The organism is Fumia xinanensis (assembly GCF_014384905.1).
In the GTDB taxonomy this organism is placed as follows: Bacteria; Bacillota; Clostridia; order Oscillospirales; family Ruminococcaceae; genus Fumia; species Fumia xinanensis.
The window spans coordinates 231148-252651 of record NZ_JACRSV010000003.1; the positions used below are offsets into that span (position 1 = coordinate 231148).

The 21504-nt window shown below is 47.6% G+C and carries 17 protein-coding genes and 1 tRNA gene; 13 read left to right on the forward strand and 5 right to left on the reverse strand.

The window, feature by feature from the left end; genetic code table 11:
* Positions 1–12 precede the first annotated feature (12 nt).
* From H8710_RS10740 to H8710_RS10750, 3 genes are all read left to right on the forward strand, one after another.
* A complete protein-coding gene (locus H8710_RS10740) occupies positions 13–849 on the forward strand; it encodes a Gfo/Idh/MocA family oxidoreductase (protein ID WP_249295542.1) in 837 nt (278 codons plus the stop codon).
* Positions 850–971: 122 nt separating this feature from the next.
* Positions 972–1868, forward strand: coding sequence for an AraC family transcriptional regulator (locus H8710_RS10745; RefSeq protein ID WP_249295544.1), 897 nt, complete (start codon positions 972–974; stop codon positions 1866–1868).
* A gap of 66 nt (positions 1869–1934) precedes the next feature.
* Entirely contained in the window at positions 1935–3026 is a 1092-nt protein-coding gene (locus H8710_RS10750) for an LCP family protein (RefSeq protein ID WP_249295548.1), read from the forward strand.
* 26 nt (positions 3027–3052) lie between these two features.
* On the opposite strand, the gene prmA is transcribed toward H8710_RS10750, so the two are convergent.
* Complete coding sequence (prmA, locus tag H8710_RS10755; protein WP_249295549.1) at positions 3053–4030, reverse strand: 50S ribosomal protein L11 methyltransferase; 978 nt, start codon at positions 4028–4030, stop codon at positions 3053–3055.
* Between the two features lie 203 nt (positions 4031–4233).
* On the opposite strand from prmA, the gene H8710_RS10760 reads away from it, so the two are divergent.
* The 6 genes from H8710_RS10760 (at position 4234) to H8710_RS10785 (ending at position 10298) form a co-directional block, all read left to right on the forward strand.
* The gene (locus H8710_RS10760) at positions 4234–4998 is read left to right on the forward strand and encodes a TIM barrel protein (protein WP_249295551.1); all 765 of its coding nucleotides are present in this window, start codon (positions 4234–4236) and stop codon (positions 4996–4998) included.
* 11 nt (positions 4999–5009) lie between these two features.
* Complete coding sequence (locus tag H8710_RS10765; protein ID WP_249295554.1) at positions 5010–6056, forward strand: Gfo/Idh/MocA family protein; 1047 nt, start codon at positions 5010–5012, stop codon at positions 6054–6056.
* Between the two features lie 294 nt (positions 6057–6350).
* A complete protein-coding gene (locus H8710_RS10770) occupies positions 6351–7565 on the forward strand; it encodes an AfsR/SARP family transcriptional regulator (protein WP_249295556.1) in 1215 nt (404 codons plus the stop codon).
* A gap of 314 nt (positions 7566–7879) precedes the next feature.
* A complete protein-coding gene (locus H8710_RS10775; RefSeq protein ID WP_249295558.1) occupies positions 7880–8683 on the forward strand; it encodes an amino acid ABC transporter substrate-binding protein in 804 nt (267 codons plus the stop codon).
* A gap of 154 nt (positions 8684–8837) precedes the next feature.
* Positions 8838–9452: an amino acid ABC transporter permease gene (locus H8710_RS10780; protein WP_249295717.1), complete on the forward strand. Its 615-nt coding sequence runs from the start codon at positions 8838–8840 to the stop codon at positions 9450–9452.
* Positions 9453–9467: 15 nt separating this feature from the next.
* Complete coding sequence (locus H8710_RS10785; RefSeq protein ID WP_249295561.1) at positions 9468–10298, forward strand: amino acid ABC transporter ATP-binding protein; 831 nt, start codon at positions 9468–9470, stop codon at positions 10296–10298.
* An 83-nt stretch (positions 10299–10381) separates the two neighbouring features.
* On the opposite strand, the gene H8710_RS10790 is transcribed toward H8710_RS10785, so the two are convergent.
* Together H8710_RS10790 and H8710_RS10795 are read right to left on the reverse strand one after the other, a co-directional pair.
* A tRNA-Val gene (locus tag H8710_RS10790) sits at positions 10382–10458 on the reverse strand.
* A 120-nt stretch (positions 10459–10578) separates the two neighbouring features.
* Positions 10579–11826, reverse strand: a complete 1248-nt coding sequence (locus tag H8710_RS10795; RefSeq protein WP_249295564.1) for a uracil-xanthine permease family protein — start codon at positions 11824–11826, stop codon at positions 10579–10581.
* Positions 11827–12030: 204 nt separating this feature from the next.
* Between H8710_RS10795 and H8710_RS10800 the strand changes: the two genes are divergently transcribed.
* The gene (locus H8710_RS10800) at positions 12031–13212 is read left to right on the forward strand and encodes an AI-2E family transporter (protein WP_249295566.1); all 1182 of its coding nucleotides are present in this window, start codon (positions 12031–12033) and stop codon (positions 13210–13212) included.
* A 100-nt stretch (positions 13213–13312) separates the two neighbouring features.
* On the opposite strand, the gene H8710_RS10805 is transcribed toward H8710_RS10800, so the two are convergent.
* Entirely contained in the window at positions 13313–13630 is a 318-nt protein-coding gene (locus H8710_RS10805; RefSeq protein WP_249295569.1) for a hypothetical protein, read from the reverse strand.
* A gap of 158 nt (positions 13631–13788) precedes the next feature.
* Between H8710_RS10805 and H8710_RS10810 the strand changes: the two genes are divergently transcribed.
* From H8710_RS10810 to H8710_RS10820, 3 genes are read left to right on the forward strand one after another with little or no spacing between them, the layout of a single operon-like run.
* Positions 13789–14772 carry a Gfo/Idh/MocA family protein gene (locus tag H8710_RS10810; protein WP_249295572.1) on the forward strand — a complete coding sequence of 328 codons (984 nt, stop codon included), beginning with the start codon at positions 13789–13791 and terminating at the stop codon, positions 14770–14772.
* Positions 14773–14793: 21 nt separating this feature from the next.
* The gene (locus tag H8710_RS10815) at positions 14794–15864 is read left to right on the forward strand and encodes a DUF3048 domain-containing protein (protein ID WP_249295575.1); all 1071 of its coding nucleotides are present in this window, start codon (positions 14794–14796) and stop codon (positions 15862–15864) included.
* 32 nt (positions 15865–15896) lie between these two features.
* Positions 15897–17585: a M3 family oligoendopeptidase gene (locus tag H8710_RS10820; protein ID WP_249295576.1), complete on the forward strand. Its 1689-nt coding sequence runs from the start codon at positions 15897–15899 to the stop codon at positions 17583–17585.
* A 104-nt stretch (positions 17586–17689) separates the two neighbouring features.
* On the opposite strand, the gene nifJ is transcribed toward H8710_RS10820, so the two are convergent.
* Entirely contained in the window at positions 17690–21214 is a 3525-nt protein-coding gene (gene nifJ / locus H8710_RS10825) for a pyruvate:ferredoxin (flavodoxin) oxidoreductase (protein WP_249295579.1), read from the reverse strand.
* Positions 21215–21504: the final 290 nt, after the last annotated feature.

Sequence of the window (21504 nt, forward strand, 5' to 3'; positions counted from 1 at the left end):
GAGATGGCGCTTATGAAAAAAATTGGCATCATCGACTATTTTCTGGATGAGTGGCATGCGAACCACCTGCCTCAGTGGATTCACGACGAATCAAAGGGTGGGTATGAAGTCGCTTTTGCGTATGGAAAAATAGACGCACCGCAGGGCCTAAGCTCTGAGGATTGGTGCAAAAAGTTTGGCGTTGAACATTGTAAGACTATTGAGAAAGTCATTGCTCAGAGCGACGTGCTCATGGTGCTGTCTCCGGACAATCCAGAGATGCACTGGGAACTCTGCCAACTCCCTCTTCGCAGCGGAAAACCCACATACGTGGACAAAACTTTTGCCCCGGACTATAAGACCGCTGAGGCACTGTTCCAATTGGCTGAGCAGTACCACACTCCGATGTTTTCTACTTCTGCCCTCCGTTTTACCAAAGAACTGGACGGTATTTCTAAAGAGGGAATCCGCACTTTAGCCACTACGGGTCCCGGCGTAATTTCCAATTATGCAATTCATCAATTGGAAATGATTGTCCAGCTCATGGGAACAAAGGCTGAGCGGGTAATGTTTATGGGCACCGAGAACTGCCCCCAGTTCATTATTCAGTTTGCGGGGAACCGCTCTGCTGTAATGGGCCAGTACGGCTGGGACTGTCCTTTTAGTGTACGTGCTGCCAAAGATGACGGAACGTTTATCAATATTCCTTCCTGCTCTGAATATTTTGAACGGTTTGTTCCTGCGTTGCTCCAGTTTTTTGATACAGCCCAGCCTCCAGTTCCAGAAGAAGAAACCATTTTGATTGCCAAACTCCGTGAATTTGGCATCAATGCTGTCAACTGGCCTGGCACTTGGGTGCATTTATCTTAAAATTTCGTAAATTTCATTGAAAAGGTCTGGAATTTCCAGGCCTTTTTTCTTGCCTGTCCACTATGTAATATGGTATGATAAGAAAAAGATTTATTTGGTGCGCTGGGGCGGGAGGCCGCATTATGGATAAAAAATCTATGGAATACGGAAAGCAGTTTCACTGTAGCTTTGATATTTTCGAAAATCCCAAAAAATTTGATATCCTTACCATGTATCAATGCGGAGAAATGAGCTGTGAACCGGGTTATACCGTTCTAGGCCATAAACAGTTTTGTTATGAGTTGAGTTGTTTTATCGGCGGAGAGGGATATAATTATCGGGATGGCAAAAAATATCCTGTAAAAGAGGGGGACATTTTTATCAATGTTCCCGGAGATTTTCATACAATCGTGTCGTCGGATACTGCGCCACTTCGTTTTCTTTATATGGGATGGAAATTTTCCGCTGAGGTGGCTGAGCATTTTCTGCCCATTTTGGAGTTTTTTGAGAAGCCGATGGAAAAACCGTTGATGCAGGATCGCTTAGGCATATCTTTCTATCTTTCCAAACTGGTTAATGAGTTTTATAACGGTACGGATTTTTCGGAAGAAATGGTCAATGCCTATGTTTTCCAGATTCTCTGCCTGCTTTACCGCACCTGGCAGTTACCGGGGCGTCCTGTTGAGCCTTCCCGTAAAGGAATTAGTGTTGGCGGGACAGTATACCGGGTTATCCAGTATGTCGACAACAACATTTACGATATCGATAATGTCGGCACCATCTGCCGAGATCTCTGCTATAGCTCCAGTTATCTTTCCCGAGTCTTCCATGCCCGTACCGGTATGACACTGCAGCACTACCTGAACGAGAAAAAAATTGAAAACGCCGTAGAGCTGATTAAAAGCAGCGGACTGTCGATGACTGAAATTGCAGAAAAGCTTCATTTTGATTCTGTACAGTCCTTCAGCCGGATTTTTAAACGGATCGCGGGTGTCTCCCCCTCACAATATGCCCGGGATTTGGAGGAGCGGCAGGATTGAAAATGCAATTGTGCTGTGCTATACTAAAAAAGCCTATTTAAAACATCATAAAAGGATCGTGATTTTATGCCAGCAAAAAAGCGCAGACGGCGGCTGAAAGTAAAAAATATCGTGGTGGCTTTTCTGTTGATGTGCGTCCTTGCCGGCGTTGCCTGTGCTGTGATTTACTTCGTGCAGATTTTTCAATATAGATACCGGGAATTAAATCCTGATAATTTAGGGCTTTCCTCCAGCGGAGAGCAGCTTAACGATGATAAAAATGATCATTCCATCACCAATATCGCCCTCTTTGGCGTAGATGAGCGTGAGGGTGAAACCGCCTTTCGTTCCGACGCAATCATGGTGCTTACGGTGGACAAGCAAAACAACAAATTGAAGCTCTCTACAGTGATGAGGGACAGCTACGTTCCCATCGATGACCACGGAAAAGACAAAATTGCCCATGCTTATTTTTATGGGGGCCCGGAGTTGGCGGTCAAGACTTTGAACCAGAATTTTGATTTGAATATCCGAGAGTATGCCACGGTGAATTTCAACCAGATGGCACAGATAGTGGATTCGGTGGGCGGCGTCGACATTGAACTCTCTGAGGCGGAGCGCAAGGATGCCAATCGGAGCATCTGGGAACAATCGGAGGTGGCGGGCCTTCCGCCGGACTACATCGGTTCCGCCGGGCTTCAGACCTTAAACGGCACTCAGGCGGTGGCTTATGCCCGCATTCGTTATGTTGGTAACGCGGATTTTCAGCGCACCAGCCGTCAGCGGGAAGTTTTGCGGCAGATATTTGAGAAAGTGAAAAAAATGAACCCCCTGGATTATCCTGGCTTTGCCAAAAAGCTTCTCCCCTGTATCGAGACGTCGCTCAGTATCGGTGAAATTATGGATTTGGGCGGGATCATGCTGCGGGATGTCACTTTTGAGGAAATGCGGTTTCCCGACAGCAGAGATTTGATCGGAAAAGACGGGACCATCCGGGTTAACGGTACTGATTATCTCAACTTGGACATTGAACTGACCAAGGATCATATGCATCAGTTTATCTTTGACGACGAAGATCCATTTGCAGAGCGTAATGAGCCGGATACGTCCTCTGGCAGCGGTTCCCAACAAGGGCAAAAATCGAATGTTGGCAATAAAAAAACACAAAGCGCCGGATAAACCTGGCGCTTTTCTTGATTCGATATTTATAGGTGTTCTTTAAGCCTGCAGATTGCGGCGACCCAGTCGTTGTCTTCCCGCAATTCTTCAACGGAAAAGCCCACAGCTTCCAACTGATCTGTTACCTCATGGGCGCGGCTTTGGATAATTCCGGAGACGATCAACAGGCCATCTTCCTTGATAAAGCGTTGGAACAGCGGGGCCATTGCGATAATAACATCAGCTACAATGTTAGCGACGATAATGTCATAAGGCCTTTGGCCGATGGTATCCGCTAGGACGGTGTCTTCCAAAATATTGCCGCAGTATACGGTGAAATTTTCCTTGTCGACGCTGTTAAGTGCAGCATTTTCATGGGAGATTTTGGTGGCGAGCTGGTCGATGTCGATAGCAGTGACAGTATTCGCTCCCAGCAGTAGCGCCGCAATAGACAAAATACCGCTGCCGCAGCCCATGTCCAGTACATCTTTCCCAGATGGGGACAATTCATCCAACATGGTCAGGCAGAGTCGGGTAGTGTGGTGTCCCCCAGTTCCAAAGGCCATTCCCGGGTTGAGGCGAAGAATTTTTTGACCGTCTTTCCCTTGGAAATCCTCCCATTCGGGAACAATTACCAAACGGTCGCTGATGGAAATGGGATGGTAATATTTTTTCCAGGCAGTCTCCCACTCCTCTTCCTCTTTATAGACGATACTGGTTTGAAGCGTCCCTAAATCAAAATCGTAGTCCTTTTGGAGATACTGGAGATCTGCCTTAATTTGATTTAGGATTTCAAACCCCTGGGGATTATCCGCCAGATAAAATTTTATTTTGGTGGTGCAATGCTGCATCTTCATCAGTTCTTCATCCACATAGTCCCAGTGTATGGTAGTGTCGTTTAGGAAGGCATTAAAATCGTCTGCATCTTCGATCATGACGCAGTTTACGCCGTGAACCATGAGAAAACCGGTTAGAATTTCGATTCCCTGGGTGGAGGTTTCAATGCTTACTTCTGCCCAATTCATTATAAGTCTCCTTTTTTATTTCATTGTGATTATCATACCAGAAAAGGCTGAGAAGTACAAGAAAAAGCCGCATTTTTACTCATTCGAGTTTTGGTTATTCATTACAGCGGCATCGTTAATTTTTTCACGGAAATTTTGTGGATTGTTACTGAATAATTCGAAAAATTTTTGCGGATTTGGCAATTGCGGTTTGGGGGATACTTGTGTATAATGAAATCGATTACAAAAGATCAGGAGGCATTGCAATGGAATATGGTATTCAGATGTTTAGCTTGCGGGACGTATTCTGTACTGACATGGAAAAAGCATTGAAAGTAGCCAGTGAAATTGGCTATCGGGCAGTTGAATTTGCTCAGTTTGGGGATTGTACTTCTTCCCAAATCAAAGAGTGGCTGCACAAGTACAATTTAGCCCCATGGAGTTCCCACATTATGCTGGAAGACTTGCAAACAAATTTTGAAAAGACGGTAGCCTTTCATAAGGAAATTGGATGCACCGATCTGGCTATCTGTTGCGTATGCCGGGATAGCAAAGAGCAGGTGGAAGCCGCTGTAAATGGTATTAATGAGATGATTCCGAAGCTGGAGGCGGAGGGAATGTCTCTCCATTTCCACAACCACTACTGGGATCACAATCCCAACCGGGACAGTGTGATAAACTTTTACGAATTGGTCACCCGCACCAATATTCAGTTTGAACTCGATACTTACTGGCTTTTCGTGGCTGGCCTCGACCCCATTGTTTTCCTGGAAAAGCTTGGGGACCGCGTGTCATTTATCCATTTAAAGGATGGTGAGGGTGGTTTTAATGGCTTATCTTTGGGAAAAGGTGCTGCTCCCGTTGAAAAAGTTTACAAAAAAGCAAAGGAACTGGGAATACGTATAATTGTGGAAAGCGAAGGTTGCAATCCCACAGGGCCTGATGAAATAAAACGTTGCTACGATTATTTAATGGGCATTGCCCAATAGGAGGAACACAAATGAAAAAAAATATTGCGGTCATAGGGTACGGCGGTATGGGTGGCTGGCATGTAGAACACCTTTTGAAAAGCGATGTTGCCAACTTGGCCGGTATTTTCGACATTAAAGAGGAGCGGCAGCAGGCAGCCCGGGATAAGGGCATCCATGCCTACGATTCTTTGGAGCAGCTTTTAGATGATCCCTCTGTCGACATTGTAACAGTGGCAACTCCTAACGATGTCCACCGTGAAATCGCGGTCAAGGCGCTGGCCGCGGGGAAAAACGTCATCAGTGAAAAGCCTGTCACTGTCTCTTCCGAAGATCTGCAAGCTATGATCGATGCCGCCAATCAGTATGGAAAACTGTTTACTGTCCATCAGAACCGCCGCTGGGATGCAGACTTTCTCGCCATGAAGGAGATTTATGAGAGCGGTGTGCTGGGAGACGTATTCAGCATTGAGTCCCGGGTACACGGCTCCCGCGGTATTCCCGGTGACTGGCGTGGCAAAAAGGAATTTGGCGGCGGAATGATGTTAGACTGGGGCGTTCACCTGATCGATCAGATTTTGCAGATGGTCAAGGAAAAGATTGTCTCAATTTATGCTGTGATGGATCATATCACCAACTACGAAGTGGACGACGGGTTCAAAATGAACATTACCTTCCAAAGCGGCAAGGTAGTCCACGTGGAAGTGGGGACCAGTAACTTTATTAATCTTCCCCGCTGGTATATGCAGGGTACCAATGGAACCGCAATTATCTATGATTGGGATTTGAGCGGCAAGATCGTCTGCTGTGAAAACTGGGACGAAAAAGACGTAATCCCCGTCAAAACCGCGGCGGGACTAACAAAAACTATGGCTCCCAGAAAAGACGATACCATCGTTGAACACTCTGTGCCCCATCCCACGCCGGATGTGCATGACTTCTACCGCAATGTTTGCAAGGCAGTGGACGGGTTAGAACCTCAGCTCATCACTCATCCGCAGATGATGCGGGTCATGAAAGTGATGGAGGCCTGCTTCGAGTCTGATAGGCTCCATCAGGTAGTCCCTTTTAAAGAATAGCAGAAAAGCTAAAAGCGCCTCGTTTTACGGGGCGCTTGATGTATATCAGGATATATTTTGTCATTGTCAAATGAATATTGAAATTTATGGTAAAACAAGATATAATAAAGATAGTTTATTGGAAAGCAGGAGTTATTTTTTGTTGTATATCACACAAAAAATTCCGGCTTTTCTTTTGTGCCAACTATATTTTGGCGTTTGTGATAAAATGTTAGGAGCGGTGGCCATTCCTGTTATTCGTTATTGATTGGCTTTCAAAATTTGCTCCCAATCATTCGGAAAGGCGGTTACCTCATGTCATTGAATGCTTCGCCAGCGGATAACTGTGAGATACAGCTGTTGGGCGGATTCAGAATTATCTATAAAGGCAACGAAATTTCAGATGCATCAGTGCGAACAAAGAAAGCGTGGATGCTGATTCAATACTTGATTGCTAATCGCAACAACGCAATTTCGGTCGATCGTTTGGTTTCCGATATTTGGGGCCAGGAAGAAAGCCGGGATCCCCTGAATGTGTTGAAAAATCTGGTTTACCGCGCCAGAAATATTTTAAAGGAATTGTGTCCAGATGAGGACACCGAGTTTATTTTGTATTCTAGGGACTCCTATTGCTGGAATGGCTCCATCCCCTGGCAAGTCGATACAGAAAAATTTGAAGAGTGCATCCATCGTGCGGAATCAGCGGGTTATGACAACGATAAGATCACTGCCTACTACGATGCATTCTGCCTTTATAGAGGAGAATTTCTTCCTAAGTCCGCCTACTGCGACTGGGTCCTCCGGAAAAGTACATACTATGCTACTCTTTTTATTACCTGTACCGTGAAATTATGTAAACTGTTGGAGCAGCAGAAACGTTTTGACGAGATTATTCACATCTGTGAAAATGCTGTGGATATCTACTCCTACGAAGAAAAGCTGCATGAACAGCTGCTGAGAGCTTACATCTCGTCCGGTCGGTTCAGCAAAGCGCTTTCTCATTACAACTATATTTCCAAACTCTTTTATAACGAGCTTGGTGTGTGCCTTTCTGATGGAATCAAAGCCCTGTATCAGAAAATTATCAGCAGTATAAGCGCTATTGAGATGGATCTATCGCTGATTTGCGAAGATCTCAACGAATCTAGCCAGCAGAAGCAGGCTTTTTTCTGTGATTATGAGATTTTTAAAAACTTTTATCAGATGCAGGCGCGGGCAATGGCACGTACTGGTCAGTCTATCAACGTGGCCCTGCTCACCTTGAGCGGCTTGGATCAGACGATTCCCGAAAACGACATTTTGAAATCTTCCATGCAGCTTTTAAAAGACACGATTCTTTCTAATTTGAGGCGTGCGGATGTGGTGTCGGCTTTCAGCAGCATCCAATTTGTTTTGATGCTTCCCAGTACCACCTACGAGAATGCTCAGATGATCTGTCAGCGGATTATAGATAAATTTTTAGCCAAGGATCCTTCGGAACAGGTTAAAATCATCGCGAATGTCCGACCGCTGAAACCTATTGATTTGTAAATTCCGCCGGGAAAGGGCCGCTGTTGAAGAGCGCCCCTTTCTTTTTTCCACAAATTTTTCAGATTCTTTACTTAATTACCTCTTTACCTATTTACTAAATTAAAATACCATGCTATAATAGCTTCACCAACGAGCGGCAACTCCGCTTGTTAAGCGTCTCTATAACCCTCAGGAAACAGGCTGTCCGGATAGGTCTCAATCAAAAGCGGAGCTTTTGGGCGTCAATTGAGTCGACTATCCTGTTGGGTGCATGTTGCCGGATATGTAAAAGGGTTTGAGCGTCTGACAAATATTTGAAAGATTGGTGATTGACAATGAAGAAAAGTCTCGCTTTGCTGACAGCTTTGGTGATGGCGGTAGGATTTACCCTGTCGGGCTGTGGCGACAAGAAAGAAGATACCTCCCTTGCCGATGTAAAGGCAAAAGGCGAATTAGTTATGGGCCTCGACGATTCCTTCCCCCCCATGGGCTTCAGGGATGAGGATCAGAACATCGTCGGATTTGACGTGGATGTGGCGAAAGAAGTAGCATCCAAATTAGGTGTTGAACTGAAACTTCAGCCCATTGACTGGAACTCTAAAGAACAAGAGCTGAGCACCGGCAACGTGGACTGCCTATGGAACGGCTTTACCAAAACTGAAAAGCGGGAAAAAGAGATGAATCTTTCTGATCCCTATATGAAGAACACTCAGGTGGTCGTGGTTTTGGCCGACAGCGACATCAATAACATCGCTGATCTTGCTGGGAAAGTCGTTGATGTGCAGAGCGGTTCTTCTGCTGAGCTGGCCATTGACAACATGCCTGACTTTAAAGACAGTATCAAAGAACTGGTTGCCATTTCTGACAACGTAAAAGCAATGATGGATTTGGGAATCGCTGGTGCTGACGCAGTTGTTATGGATGAAGTCGTTGCCCGGTACTACATGGAAAAAGACCCTGGTACCTACCGCCTGTTGGATGAGTCCCTGGCGGATGAAGAGTACGTTATTGGCTTTGAGAAGAATGCTCAGAGCCTTCGTGATGCAGTGCAGACATGTCTGAAAGAACTGGCTGAAGACGGAACTTTGGCTGAAATCGCCACCAAATGGTTCGGTAAGGACATTACAACCGTAAAATAAGGGTTTGTTACTGATATCTCAGTATAAATTGCAGCAGACAGTGCATGCCGTCTGCTGCAATTGTGCCGTTAAAAGGGTTTTGGCGCTCTATGCGCTGGCGTGATTTAGGAGGAAAAACGTGGAATTTGATACGCTTTTAAAACTGATCCCCCAAATGCTGGAAGCATCTCTGGTAACGCTGCAGGTGTTTTTTCTCACGCTTATTTTATCCATTCCTCTGGGATTCATCGTCTGCTTTGGACGAATGTCCAAAAATATTGTTATCCGGAAAGTGGTCGGATTTTACCTGCTCATTATGCGAGGGACCCCATTGATCCTCCAGCTGATTTTCTTCTATTTCGCCCCCAGTAAGATGTTCGGCATTGCAATTCCACGTTTTTGGGCTGCGATTCTCGCCTTTGTCCTCAATTATGCGGCGTATTTCTGTGAGATTTTTCGCAGCGGCATTGAATCTATTCCCGTTGGGCAAAAAGAGGCAGCTACGATACTAGGGTTTACGAAAGTTCAGACTTTTTTCCATATTTCCCTTCCGCAGGTCATCAAAAGGATTCTGCCGCCTATGGGAAGTGAGTGTATGACGCTGGTCAAGGATACGGCCCTCGCTCAAACCATCGGCGTGGCGGAGATGTTCCGGCTGGCTCAGACGGCTACCACCCGGGAATTTTCCATTGTTCCCATCTTCGTAGCAGGTATTTTTTATTTGATTATGAACGGCGTGGTATCCCTCTGCTTTACTCGTATGGAAAAACGCCTCAGCTATTACGATTAAGGAAAGGGAAAAAGAATGAGCGTTTTATCTGTCAAAAACGTCAAAAAAAGCTTTGGCGACCTGGAAGTCATCAAAGATATCTCCTTTTCTTTGGAAGATGGTGAGGTATTAGCGATTATCGGTCCGTCAGGCTCTGGAAAATCCACTTTGCTCCGTTGCATCAACCTTTTGGAGACAGTGGATGGAGGTCAGATCACCATTTGCGGGGATTTGCTGGTGTCCGATCCGCAGCCGGATGAAGAAACAAAGGATGAGGTTGCTTCTGGATCCAAGCGCTCTAAAAAAGGAAAAGCGGTGAAAAAGCCGGTTTATGCCCCAAAAGACCAGCTGCGGAAGATTCGTTTGAACACCGGTCTGGTTTTCCAGAACTACAACCTATTTCCCCATTTTTCTGTTTTGCGGAACATTACCGAAGCTCCTATAAGGGTCACCGGAATGGAGAAGGAAAAAGCAAAGGAAACTGCCCGGAAGCTGCTCCAAAAGATGGGCCTTTCCGGTAAAGAGGATGCCTATCCCTGTCAGCTGTCTGGCGGCCAGGCGCAGCGAGTGTCCATTGCCCGGGCAATGGCGCTAAACCCGAAGATTTTGTTTTTTGATGAGCCCACCTCCGCTCTCGACCCGGAGTTGACTGGAGAAATTCTCAAGGTCATCAAGGAACTGGCGGCGGAAAAGATGACGATGGTCATTGTAACCCATGAAATGGCCTTTGCCAGAGAGGTGGCTGACCGAGTTATCTTTATGGATCAAGGCGTTATTGTCGACGAGGGGACACCAGAGGCTCTTTTCACCTCCGACCACCCCCGTACCCGAGAGTTTTTGGGAAACTATTATCAGTCTTCCCTATAAAAAAGAGGGATACCATACGGTATCCCTCTTTTTCATTTATGATACAAAAACACCGCAGCAATCGCTGCGGCGTTTTTTAGTTCTGGTGAGGATAAGTGGACTTGAACCACCGACCCCCTGCATGTCAAGCAGGTACTCTAACCAGCTGAGCTATACCCTCATTTATTGAACCGACGTTTATTATACTATAGCTTGAACAAAAAGTCAAGAGAATTTTGCAAAAATATCAGAAAGCCGGGAGGTTGCTTGAACTTCCCGGCATCTGTAAGCTGATAATGGATTAAACCTCTTTGGGAAGAATTTTGTTGGCGATGACACCTACCACAACGGCGATAAATAGGCCGGAAATAGTAAAGTTCCCAATAGTGATTCCTGCACTCATACCGAGGCCAAATACCAGGATAAGGGCGGTGATCAGCAGGTTGCGGCTGTGAGAAAAGTCCAGCTGCGCCTCAGTGAGAGTTCGCATACCGACAGCAGCGATCATACCAAAAAGGACCACCGACATACCGCCTTTGACCGCGTTTGGAATGCAGAGCAGGATAGCCCCAAATTTTCCGATAAGGCCTAGTGCAATGGCAAAGATTGCGGCAATTTTGAGTACTACCGTGTCATATACTTTGGTAACGGCTAAAACACCGGTATTCTCCGAGTATGTGGTGTTGGCAGGTCCGCCCAATAGACCAGCTGCCATAGTGGCCAGACCGTCGCCCAAAAGAGTACGGTGAAGTCCCGGGTCTTCCAGAAAGTCTTTGCCCACGACAGAGCCGTTAGTGGTCATATCGCCGATGTGTTCCATGAAGGTGACGAAGGCAATGGGAGCAATCAGGGCTATAGCGTCCCATTGGAAGGTGGGCAGAGTAAAGAACTCGCCGAATTTCCAAACAGGGCTGATCCAGGTAGCGTCCGCAATGGGCTGGAAGTTCACAAGTTCGGGGAAAACACCGGTGGCGGACAAAATAATGGAAAGGATGTAACCGCTGACCAAACCGATGAGGATAGGAACAAGTTTAAAAAAGCCTTTGGAAAAGATGGATACACCGATGATGACAAGCAGGACAAAGATGGCGACCCACCAGTTCTCCTTAGCCATATCAATGCCCGTGGGAGCCAACGTAAGGCCGATAACGACGATTACAGGCCCTGTGACCACAGGCGGGAAGAAATTTTTCACTCGTTTAACACCGACCAGCTTGACAATTAAGGCCAGCGCACAATAAACGAGGCCGGCTACAATGATGCCGCCCTGTGCAGCCTGGATGCCGGGGATGTTATTGCCGTCTACGCTGTAGCGAGCGATGATCACCTGCAGAGCAGCGATGTAGGCAAAACTGGAACCCACAAAAACTGGCACCCGGTTTCCGGTGCAGAAATGGAAGATCAGCGTGCCGATGCCAGCACAGATCAAGGCCACTGATGGATTGAGCCCAGTAAGAGTGGGAACCAGCACAGTTGCGCCAAACATGGCGAATAAATGCTGAATACCCAGCAATACTTTCTTAGAAGGGGATAAATGGGATACGGTCATCGAAATTACCTCCTGCTTATTTATTTCCGCTGCGTTTTTTCGACGCTAAACATCATTATTATACCGAAAAACGAACAATTTGTAAATAGAATATAACAAAATAATGTCACAAAAAGCAAGGCTTATTTCCGTCACATAGCCTTAACGATGCGTGGCAAACATAATTCGCCAATATCCCAGCGGCGAAGAAAGAGGGAAAGCCAATTGGAACTGCATTCTAAAAATATTCGTAAAATTCTTTTTATTATCCTTTTCGCCATTGCCGCTTATTCCCTTGTCCAAAACCTTGGACTGGCCACCCAAGCCTTTTCTTGGCTTGCCGCTGTGCTCGCCCCCTTTATTATTGGCCTCTGTCTTGCGTTTATCTTAAATGTACCTTTAAAATTTCTGGAAGAGAAGGTATTTGCACGGATGGAACGTAAAGGCTTACGATGGTGGAATCGTTGGAAGCGAGGAGTTTGTCTAACCCTGACCTATCTTCTGGTGGCGCTGCTTATATTTGCGCTCTGCTTTTGGGTAGTGCCGGAACTGAAAAAAAGTTTTTTACTTTTGGCAGAAAATCTTCCTGGGTATTTAAACGAGTTGGAGCTTTGGCTTCAGCAGCTCATGAAGCGGTTTGATGTTTCTACAGCCGCCCTGACCCGCTTTACCATGGATTGGGATATAATGTTTGTAAAACTTGGAGAGGCTGTCCAGAAAGCCATGCCAGGCTTCCTCAACGGGACGGTGGATATGGCTGCGGGACTTATCGGAGGCGTTTTCAATTTCATCGTAGGCTTCGCCTTTTCTGCCTATATGCTCCTACAAAAGGAAAAACTTTGCCAAAACATGAAAAAATTTTTATTTGCATTTCTCAGCCGGGAAAAAGCAGAAACTCTTACATCTATAGGCAAACTCTCCAATGAAATGTTCGCGAAATTCGTTTCCGGTCAGCTGACAGAGGCGGTCATCATTGGAGCGCTGTGCTTTCTCGGCATGAGTTTATTCGCGATCCCGTATGCTCCGCTGATTGCCACCATTGTCAGTGTGACTGCTCTTATCCCCATTTTTGGCGCTTTTATCGGAACGGCTTTCGGAGCTTTCCTTCTATTAATGGTACGCCCCATTACAGCTGTTTGGTTTGTGCTTTTTATTATTGTTTTGCAGCAGATTGAAGGGAATTTTATCTACCCTAAGGTGGTCGGGGGATCTATCGGACTGCCTGGGATATGGGTTTTGTTTGCGGTGACGCTGGGCGGTAACCTTTTCGGCGTCATGGGAATGTTATTGGGCGTCCCCATATCAGCGGTTCTTTATACTTTGTTACGCCAGTCGGTATTTAGGCGGCTCCGGGAGAAAAAAATATCGGACTTTGAAATCCAGCGTGCGGGAAAAAGGCTAAAATAAGAATCCGACCCGACTGTTAAGCGCAATCAAAGATTGCGGACTGGGCACCGGACGGAGAACGCCTTGGAACCTTATTGTTTTGCAAAACAAAAGGGAGTTCTCACAGAGAACTCCCTTGGTTTTTCATCAGAAAATGAATGAGAACGGTCATTCCTGCTGCTGCCGCTGCCATTGCGCCGAAGGTTAAGGCGAGCCGCTTGCTCCAGCCTGGATGATATTTTGTGCTCACAAAAACTGCTGTAGGGCCGTCGCTGGAGCCGCTTATCATACAGACGCCGGGGGTTTGGCCGGCGTAATTTACCTTGCAGCATTTCATATGAAGGGCTTTGCGGATGGCAACACTTGCAGCGAAAATACCAGCTGACAAAATGGCACTGCATCCGGCAATGATTACAAAAATCCGTCTTAATTTTTGCATAAACAGCCCTCCCGATTCTTCAATGTCTTTATTGTACTGCAAAAAGGTTTAAAATGCAATCACTTTTGTTGAAAATTGACAAAATCAATGCTATAATAACCTTACCAATATTTTTTATAAAACAATTAAAGAAATATTCCTTAGGGAAGGAGCAAATTATGGTACGATACGGAACAATCGGCACCGGCTGGATCACTGACGCATTTATCAAAGGGGGGGAGATGGTCGAGGGACTGGAGCTTGCGGCGGTATATTCTCGGGAACAGGAAAAAGGCGATCAGTTTGCCCACGAACATGGCGCTCCGCTGGTATTTACCGACTATAAAAAAATGGCAGAATGCGACGACATCGACGCGGTGTATATCGCCAGTCCCAATGCTCTCCACTATGAACAGAGCAAACTGTTTTTGCAGCACGGCAAGCATGTGATCTGCGAAAAACCCATTGCTGTGGAGCCGGAGGAACTGATGGAGCTCCAGTCCCTCGCGGAGGAAAAGAATCTCATTTATATGGAAGCGATTATGATGCTTCACCTCCCTCAGCGAAAAATTCTCCATGAGGCGGTGGGACGTCTCGGCAAAGTGACGACCGCCCGGTTCGATTTTTCCCAGCTTTCCTCCAAGTATCCGGCATTTCTGGCGGGAAATGTCCCCAACATTTTTAATCCCCAGCTTGCGACGGGATGCTTGATGGATTTGGGCATTTACTGCATCTATCCGGCTGTAGATCTTTTTGGAGAGCCCCGGGAGATTGCCACCAAAGCAGGCTTTCTCTCCTCCGGTGCGGATGGATTTGACAACAGTATCTTTATTTACCCGGATAAGCAGGTAAGCATCTCCTGTTCAAAAATCGGACAAAGCGCCATTGGTTCTGAAATCATGGGCGACCAGGGGACGCTTTTGATCCGCTCCATCTCCCAGCTCACCAATATCACCTTTATCGGCCGGGACGGCAAGGAAGAAAAACTGGTGGGAGGAATCGAAAAAAGTAAACTCATGAGCGGTGAAGCACAGAGCTTTTACCGGTATATCACTTTTCCCGAAATCTATAAGGCTGAATATCGGGAAAACAACCGCCTGACTCTGCTGGTCAACCGAATGCTGAAACAAATGAGGCAGCAGGCGGGAATCGTGTTTTCGTGACCCAGAAAAGAGGCGTTTAAAATGAATAAACACAATATCTGGAAAGTAATGGGCGTACTGTTGGCAGGAACCCTTTTTTTGAGCGGATGCGGCAGCCCCGGAAACAATTCTTCGATTTCGGATGAGCCCAGTTCGGCCGTGGGGGAGGATCCTGGGCCCGTAAAATCGATTTTCAATCCGCTGACCGGGAATCCCTGTTTCTGTGAATCGGCGGTGGGAAAGCGCCCGGTGGCTGTCATGGTAAACAACATTGGCCAGGCTCTGCCCCACAGAGGGCTTTCCAAGGCGGATATTATCTACGAGGTGGTAGTGGAAGGCGGTATCACCCGAATGATGGCGGTATTTGCTGACCAGGACCATGTCCCTTATGTAGGTCCTGTCCGCAGCGTGCGGCATTATTACATCGATTTAGCCCTCCCTTATAATCCTGTATTCGTTCATTTTGGCGGCAGTCCCGCGGGGTACGAGCGCATCCAAACCACGGGAATCGACCACATCGACGGTATGACCTACAGCAATTCCTTTTATCAGGATAAGCAACGGGCACAGAGCAAAGGGCGGGAGCACAGTTATTTCATCAGTTCTGAAGAAATCGATACGCTGATGCCAAAAGCCGGGATTTCCGGAGAAGGGGAGACAGCAGCGCCATTCCAATTTGCCGGAGATGAGTTGTTTCCCGCCACACAAGATGCCAGTGAGGTGTTTGTCCCCTTTTCCGGATCAGCCAACAGCGGCTTTTCCTATAACCGCTCCACCGGCCTGTATTCAAAGCGGCGAAACGGCGAGGACCACATTGACGCCGACACCGGAAAAGTCCTTCAATACAAAAATATATTGATCTTGTACACCAGTATCGGCAGTTATCACGGGGAAACCTACCGCCGGGAGGTTTCCCTCACGTCCGGCAACGGATATTATGTGACAAATGGCGGCAGGGAGCCGATTCAGTGGAAAAAAGGAAACTCAAGCAGCCAATTTTCTTTTACAAGGGAAAATGGCGAGGCATTAACAGCGAATCCCGGGAAAACCTATATTTGTATCGTGGGAAAAGATCAGCAAAATAAAACTGTCTTTTCCAGCGCAGGCAACTGATCTCATTTCAATCCCAGAAAGGAATATCATCCATGAAATTTTCGGAAATGCCCTATGAACGTCCCAATAAAGAGAAAATCCTTCAAAAGATGGACGATGCGATCAAACTGCTTCAAAAAGCGGAAGTAAGTGGGGACGCAGTTCGCGCCATGAAGGAAATGGAACAGATCGTCGTCGACGTGGACACCATGGGGACTATCTGTCATGTTCGCAACACGGTGGACACTACCGACGCTTTTTACGAGGCGGAGCGGAAGTATAACGATGAACTGTCCCCCGTTCTGAGTGAGAAGCTTCAGGCTTTCAACAAGGAACTGCTGGAGTCCAGGTTCCGGCCAGAACTGGAGAAGAAGTATGGGAAGCTCCTTTTTTCCAATATGGAGCTGGACCAGCGGGGCTTTTCCCCGGAAATCATCCCATTGATGCAGGAGGAAAACCTGCTGGAAGCGGAATATCAAAAACTGTACGCTTCAGCAAAAATTCCCTTTGAGGGCAAAGAACTGACCATCGCCCAGCTGCATCCTTATAAGCAAAACCCAGACCGGGCAGTCCGCAAAGCTGCTTGGGAGGCAGAGGGAACGTTTTTTGACGAAAATCGGGAGAAATTTGACGAGATTTTCGACAAGCTGGTGAAAAACCGGACGGAGCAGGCCAAAAAGTTGGGCTTTCACGATTTTGTGGAGCTGGGGTATATTCGACGACAGCGCAATTGCTACGGCCCCAAGGAGGTGGCCCGTTTCCGCCAACAGGTGGTGGAGGACTTAGTGCCGGTAGATGTTGAGATCAAGGAACGCCAGGCGAAGCGGATCGGCTTGACGAAACTCAAGATGATTGACGATCTCTTCGCTTTCCCGGACGGAAATGCGATTCCCCAGGGTACCCCTGACGAACTTTTAGCCGCCGGTAAAAAGATGTACGAGGAAATGTCCCCAGAAACAGCTGCATTTATAGATCAGATGTTTGAAATGGACCTCTTTGACGTGCTGGCCAAAGAGGGAAAAGCGCCAGGCGGCTACTGCACGACGATTCTTGGATACAACTGTCCGTTTATTTTCTCGAATTTCAACGGAACTTCCGGTGATGTGGACGTCCTTACCCATGAGGCGGGCCACGCTTTCGCATCCTATATCGCTTCCCGGGAGATTGAGCCCATCGATTTGCGTAATCCTTCCATGGAGGGATGTGAAACCCACTCAATGTCCATGGAGTTTCTGACGGCTCCCTGGCACCATCTGTTTTTCAAGGAGCAGACAGCGAAATACGAGTTATCCCACGCCGAGGATGCGCTGATTTTTATCCCATACGGCTGCATGGTGGATCATTTTCAGGAGATCGTTTACTCCCATCCTGAGTTAACTCCCCAACAGCGCAACGAGGAGTGGTTGAGGCTGGAAAAAATTTACCGGCCCTATATGGATCACGACGGCCTTCCCTTTTACGGACGAGGCGCCGGATGGCAGCGGCAATTGCATATTTACCTCTACCCCTTTTACTATGTGGATTACTGTCTGGCCCAGACGGCCGCCCTTCAGATTTGGATGGAGGCACTGGAAAACCGGGAAAAGGCTTGGAAGAAGTATTTCGATTTGGTAAAGCTGGGCGGAACCAAAACCTTTGTCGATTTAATGGAGAGCGCGGGGCTTCAATCTCCTTTTGAGGATGGCAGCATTAAAAAAATTGTCGAGCCTGTGAGAAAATGGCTCAACGAGAACCAACTTTGAATTTTTCCCAAAATAGGGACAGCTCAATGAGCTGTCCCATCTTTATAAATAGCAAAGCCCCGCAGGAAAATTTCCTGCGGGGCTTTTTGTTCGTAAAATACGGATTAGTCGGACATAGCAGCCAGACGGGCGTATTTCTCAGCAGCCGCTTCTTCGGCTTTGTCGAAGAGGGCTTCCGCACGATCCGGGTTGGAACGTGCCAGCGCATTGTAACGAACTTCGTTCATGATGAAGTCTTTGTACGCAGCGGTGGGAGCCTTGCTGTCCAGGTGGAAGGGGTTCTTGCCTTCTGCTTTCAGACGGGGATCATAACGGAACAGATGCCAGTAGCCAGCCTGTACCGCACGTTTTTCCTCAGCCTGAGCCTGAACCATACCGCCCTTGATGCCGTGGTTGATACAGGGAGCGTAAGCAATAATCAGGGAAGGACCGTGGTAGCTTTCCGCCTCAACGAAGGCCTTCAGGCACTGGTTGTAGTCGGCGCCCATAGAAACCTGGGCGGTGTAGACATAACCGTAGCTCATTGCAATTGCAGCCAGGTCTTTCTTCTTAACTTCCTTACCAGCGGCAGCGAACTGAGCGATTGCGCCGGTAGGAGTGGATTTGGAGGACTGACCGCCAGTGTTGGAGTAAACCTCGGTATCGAATACCAGAATATTTACATCCTGACCGGAAGCGATGACATGATCCAAGCCACCGAAGCCGATATCGTAAGCCCAGCCGTCGCCGCCCAGAATCCAGACGGATTTCTTGGCCAGGTAATCTTTGCTCTTGAGGATCTCTTTGGCGTCATCACAGCCGCAGTTTTCCAGAACAGAGATGAGTTTTGCAGCGGCAGACTTGTTGGAAGCGCCGCAGTCAACGGTGTCAAGGTAGTCTTTAATGGCAGCTTTGACATCCTCTTTGTCGGTTTTCTCAGAGAGTGCGGTCAGCTTATCAATAGCAGCTCTGCGGATGGTGTCCTGAGCGAGGAACATACCGTAACCATACTCAGCATTGTCCTCAAACAGGGAGTTGGCCCAAGCGGGACCAAAGCCGGATTTGTTTACGGTGTAAGGAGTAGAAGGTGCGGAACCGCCCCAGATAGACGAACAACCGGTGGCGTTTGCAATATACATTCTGTCGCCGTAGAGCTGGGTGGCGAGTTTCGCGTAAGGAGTCTCGCCGCATCCGGCACAAGCGCCAGAGAACTCGAGGAGAGGCTGTTTGAACTGGCTGCCTTTAACGGTGGTCACTTTGAATTTTTCAAAGACCTCGGGTTTCTCAGGAAGATCGAACAAGTAATTGAAACCGTTCTGTTTCTCACGCTGGCTGTCCAGAGACACCATGGTGAGCGCTTTTTCTCCCTTCTTGCCGGGGCAGACATTGGCACAGAGACCGCAATTGAGGCAGTCCAGCACCGAGATGCCGACTGCGAATTTCATGTCGGGCATACCAGTCATGGGAATAGACGCCTGAACTTCGGGAGCGTTGGCAGCTTCCTCTTCGGTCATAGCAAAGGTGCGGACGACTGCATGAGGACAAACGAGAGAACAGAATCCACACTGGATACAATTGTCGGGGTTCCAAACAGGAACGTCGACAGCAACACCGCGTTTTTCAAATGCAGCAGTTCCCTGTGGGAAGGTGCCATCAGTCCGGTCGCCGATAAAAGTGGAAACCGGCAGTTCGTTACCTTTTTGAGAGGTGACGGGGATGACGATGTCGTTTACGAAATCGACAACGTCTTTGCGGTTGCCGGTAGCTTTGACCGTCAGGTCGGTGTCAGAAGCGTTTTTCCAGGAATCCGGAACCTTGACTTCGTGAACGTCGGTAGCGCCGCGATCGATAGCGTCGTGGTTCATCTTGACAATGGCTTCACCTTTCTTGGAATAAGAAGCGGTGGCAGCGTCTTTCATATATTTGATGGCGTCTTCGGTGGGGATGATGTTGGCGAGCTTAAAGAACGCAGACTGCAAAACAGTATTGATTCTTCCACCCAAGCCGATCTCTTTACCAATTTTGATGCCGTCGATGGTGTAGAACTTGATGTTATTCTCGGCAATGTATCTCTTCATCTGGCCGGGAATATGTTCTTCGAGCTGTTCATCTGTCCAATCGCAGTTTAAGAGGAAAGTTCCGCCGGGTTTGACGTCCTGAACCATTTCGTACTTGGTCACGTAAGCCGGGTTGTGGCAGGCGACGAAGTCCGCTTTGTTAATGAGGTAGGTGGATTTGATCTTGGACTTGCCGAAACGAAGGTGGGAAATGGTGACACCACCGGATTTCTTGGAGTCGTAATCAAAATAAGCCTGTGCGTTCATATCGGTGTGGTCACCAATGATCTTGATGGAGTTTTTATTGGCTCCAACCGTACCGTCAGCGCCCAAGCCCCAGAATTTACAGCTGGTAATGTCTTCAGGAGTGGTGGAGGGGTTCTCGTCCAGTTCCAGAGACAGGTGGGTTACATCGTCGACAATGCCAATGGTGAAAACTTTCTTCTCGGTATTTTTGTAAACGGAGATAATCTGTGCGGGAGTGGTGTCCTTAGAACCCAAACCGTATCTACCCGTGAAGATGGGGACATTGTGGAACTTGCTGTCGCGGAGAGCGGCAACAACGTCCAGGTACAGAGGCTCACCCATAGCGCCGGGCTCTTTGGTTCTGTCCAGAACGGTGATTTGTTTTGCGGTCTCGGGAATTGCCGTGATCAGGTGAGCAGCGGAGAAAGGTCTGTACAGTCTAACTTTTACGAGACCATATTTGCCGCCCTGGGCGTTCAAATAGTCGATGGTCTCTTCAATGGTGTCACAGACAGAACCCATGGCAACGATCACATGCTCTGCATCAGCAGCGCCGTAGTAGTTAAACAGTTTGTAGTCAGTGCCAATTTTCTGGTTGACTTTGTTCATATATTGTTCTACGATTTCGGGAACCGCGTTATAGAAGCTGTTGCAGGCTTCTCTAGCCTGGAAGAAGATGTCGGGGTTCTGGGCGCTTCCGCGAAGAACGGGGTGATTGGGGTTCAGAGCACGGTTTCTGAACGCCTGAACGGCATCCATGTCCACCATTTCTTTCAGGTCCTCGTAATCCCACATTTCGATCTTCTGGATTTCGTGAGAAGTTCTGAAACCGTCGAAGAAGTGCACGAAGGGAACGCGGCCCTTGATAGCTGCACAGTGGGCGACAGCGCCCAAATCCATAACTTCCTGAGGATTAGTGGAGCAGAGCATTGCAAAACCAGTCTGACGGCAGGCGTAGATGTCAGAGTGATCGCCAAAGATAGAGAGCGCGTGGCTCGCCAATGCACGGGCGGAAACATTGATAACTCCAGGCAGCAGCTCACCAGCCATTTTATACATGTTGGGGATCATCAAAAGAAGACCCTGAGAAGCGGTGAAAGTGGTGGTCAAAGCACCGGCTGCCAAAGAACCGTGTACGGTACCAGCAGCACCAGCTTCGGATTGCATCTCAACTACGCGGACTTCCTGTCCAAAGATATTTTTCTTTCCATCGGCAGACCATTTGTCCGTAACTTCCGCCATAACGGAAGAAGGCGTAATGGGATAGATTGCCGCCAGGTCGGTAAACGCGTAGGAAACGTGGGCCGCGGCGTTGTTACCATCCATGGTTTTCATTTTTCTTGCCATTTTATATCCTCCTTGCAATTTGATCCGGATGTGTTTTACGCACAAAAAAGCGCTTGAAAAAACGATACGTTTCTCCAAGTCTTCGGCGCCGGCAGCCGTCCTGCCGGAAATCAAGGAAAACAGCGTATAAACAGACGCAAATCCCCTCAATTCATCGTTACAATTTTATCACGCTTTCCTCCAAAAGTAAAGGGTACAGCTTCAAAAAAGGCACCGTTTTTTCAGGATTTACACAAAAGACACAGAAAAATCAAATTTGAGAAATCGTAATTGTGTCGAAAAAGAGAGTA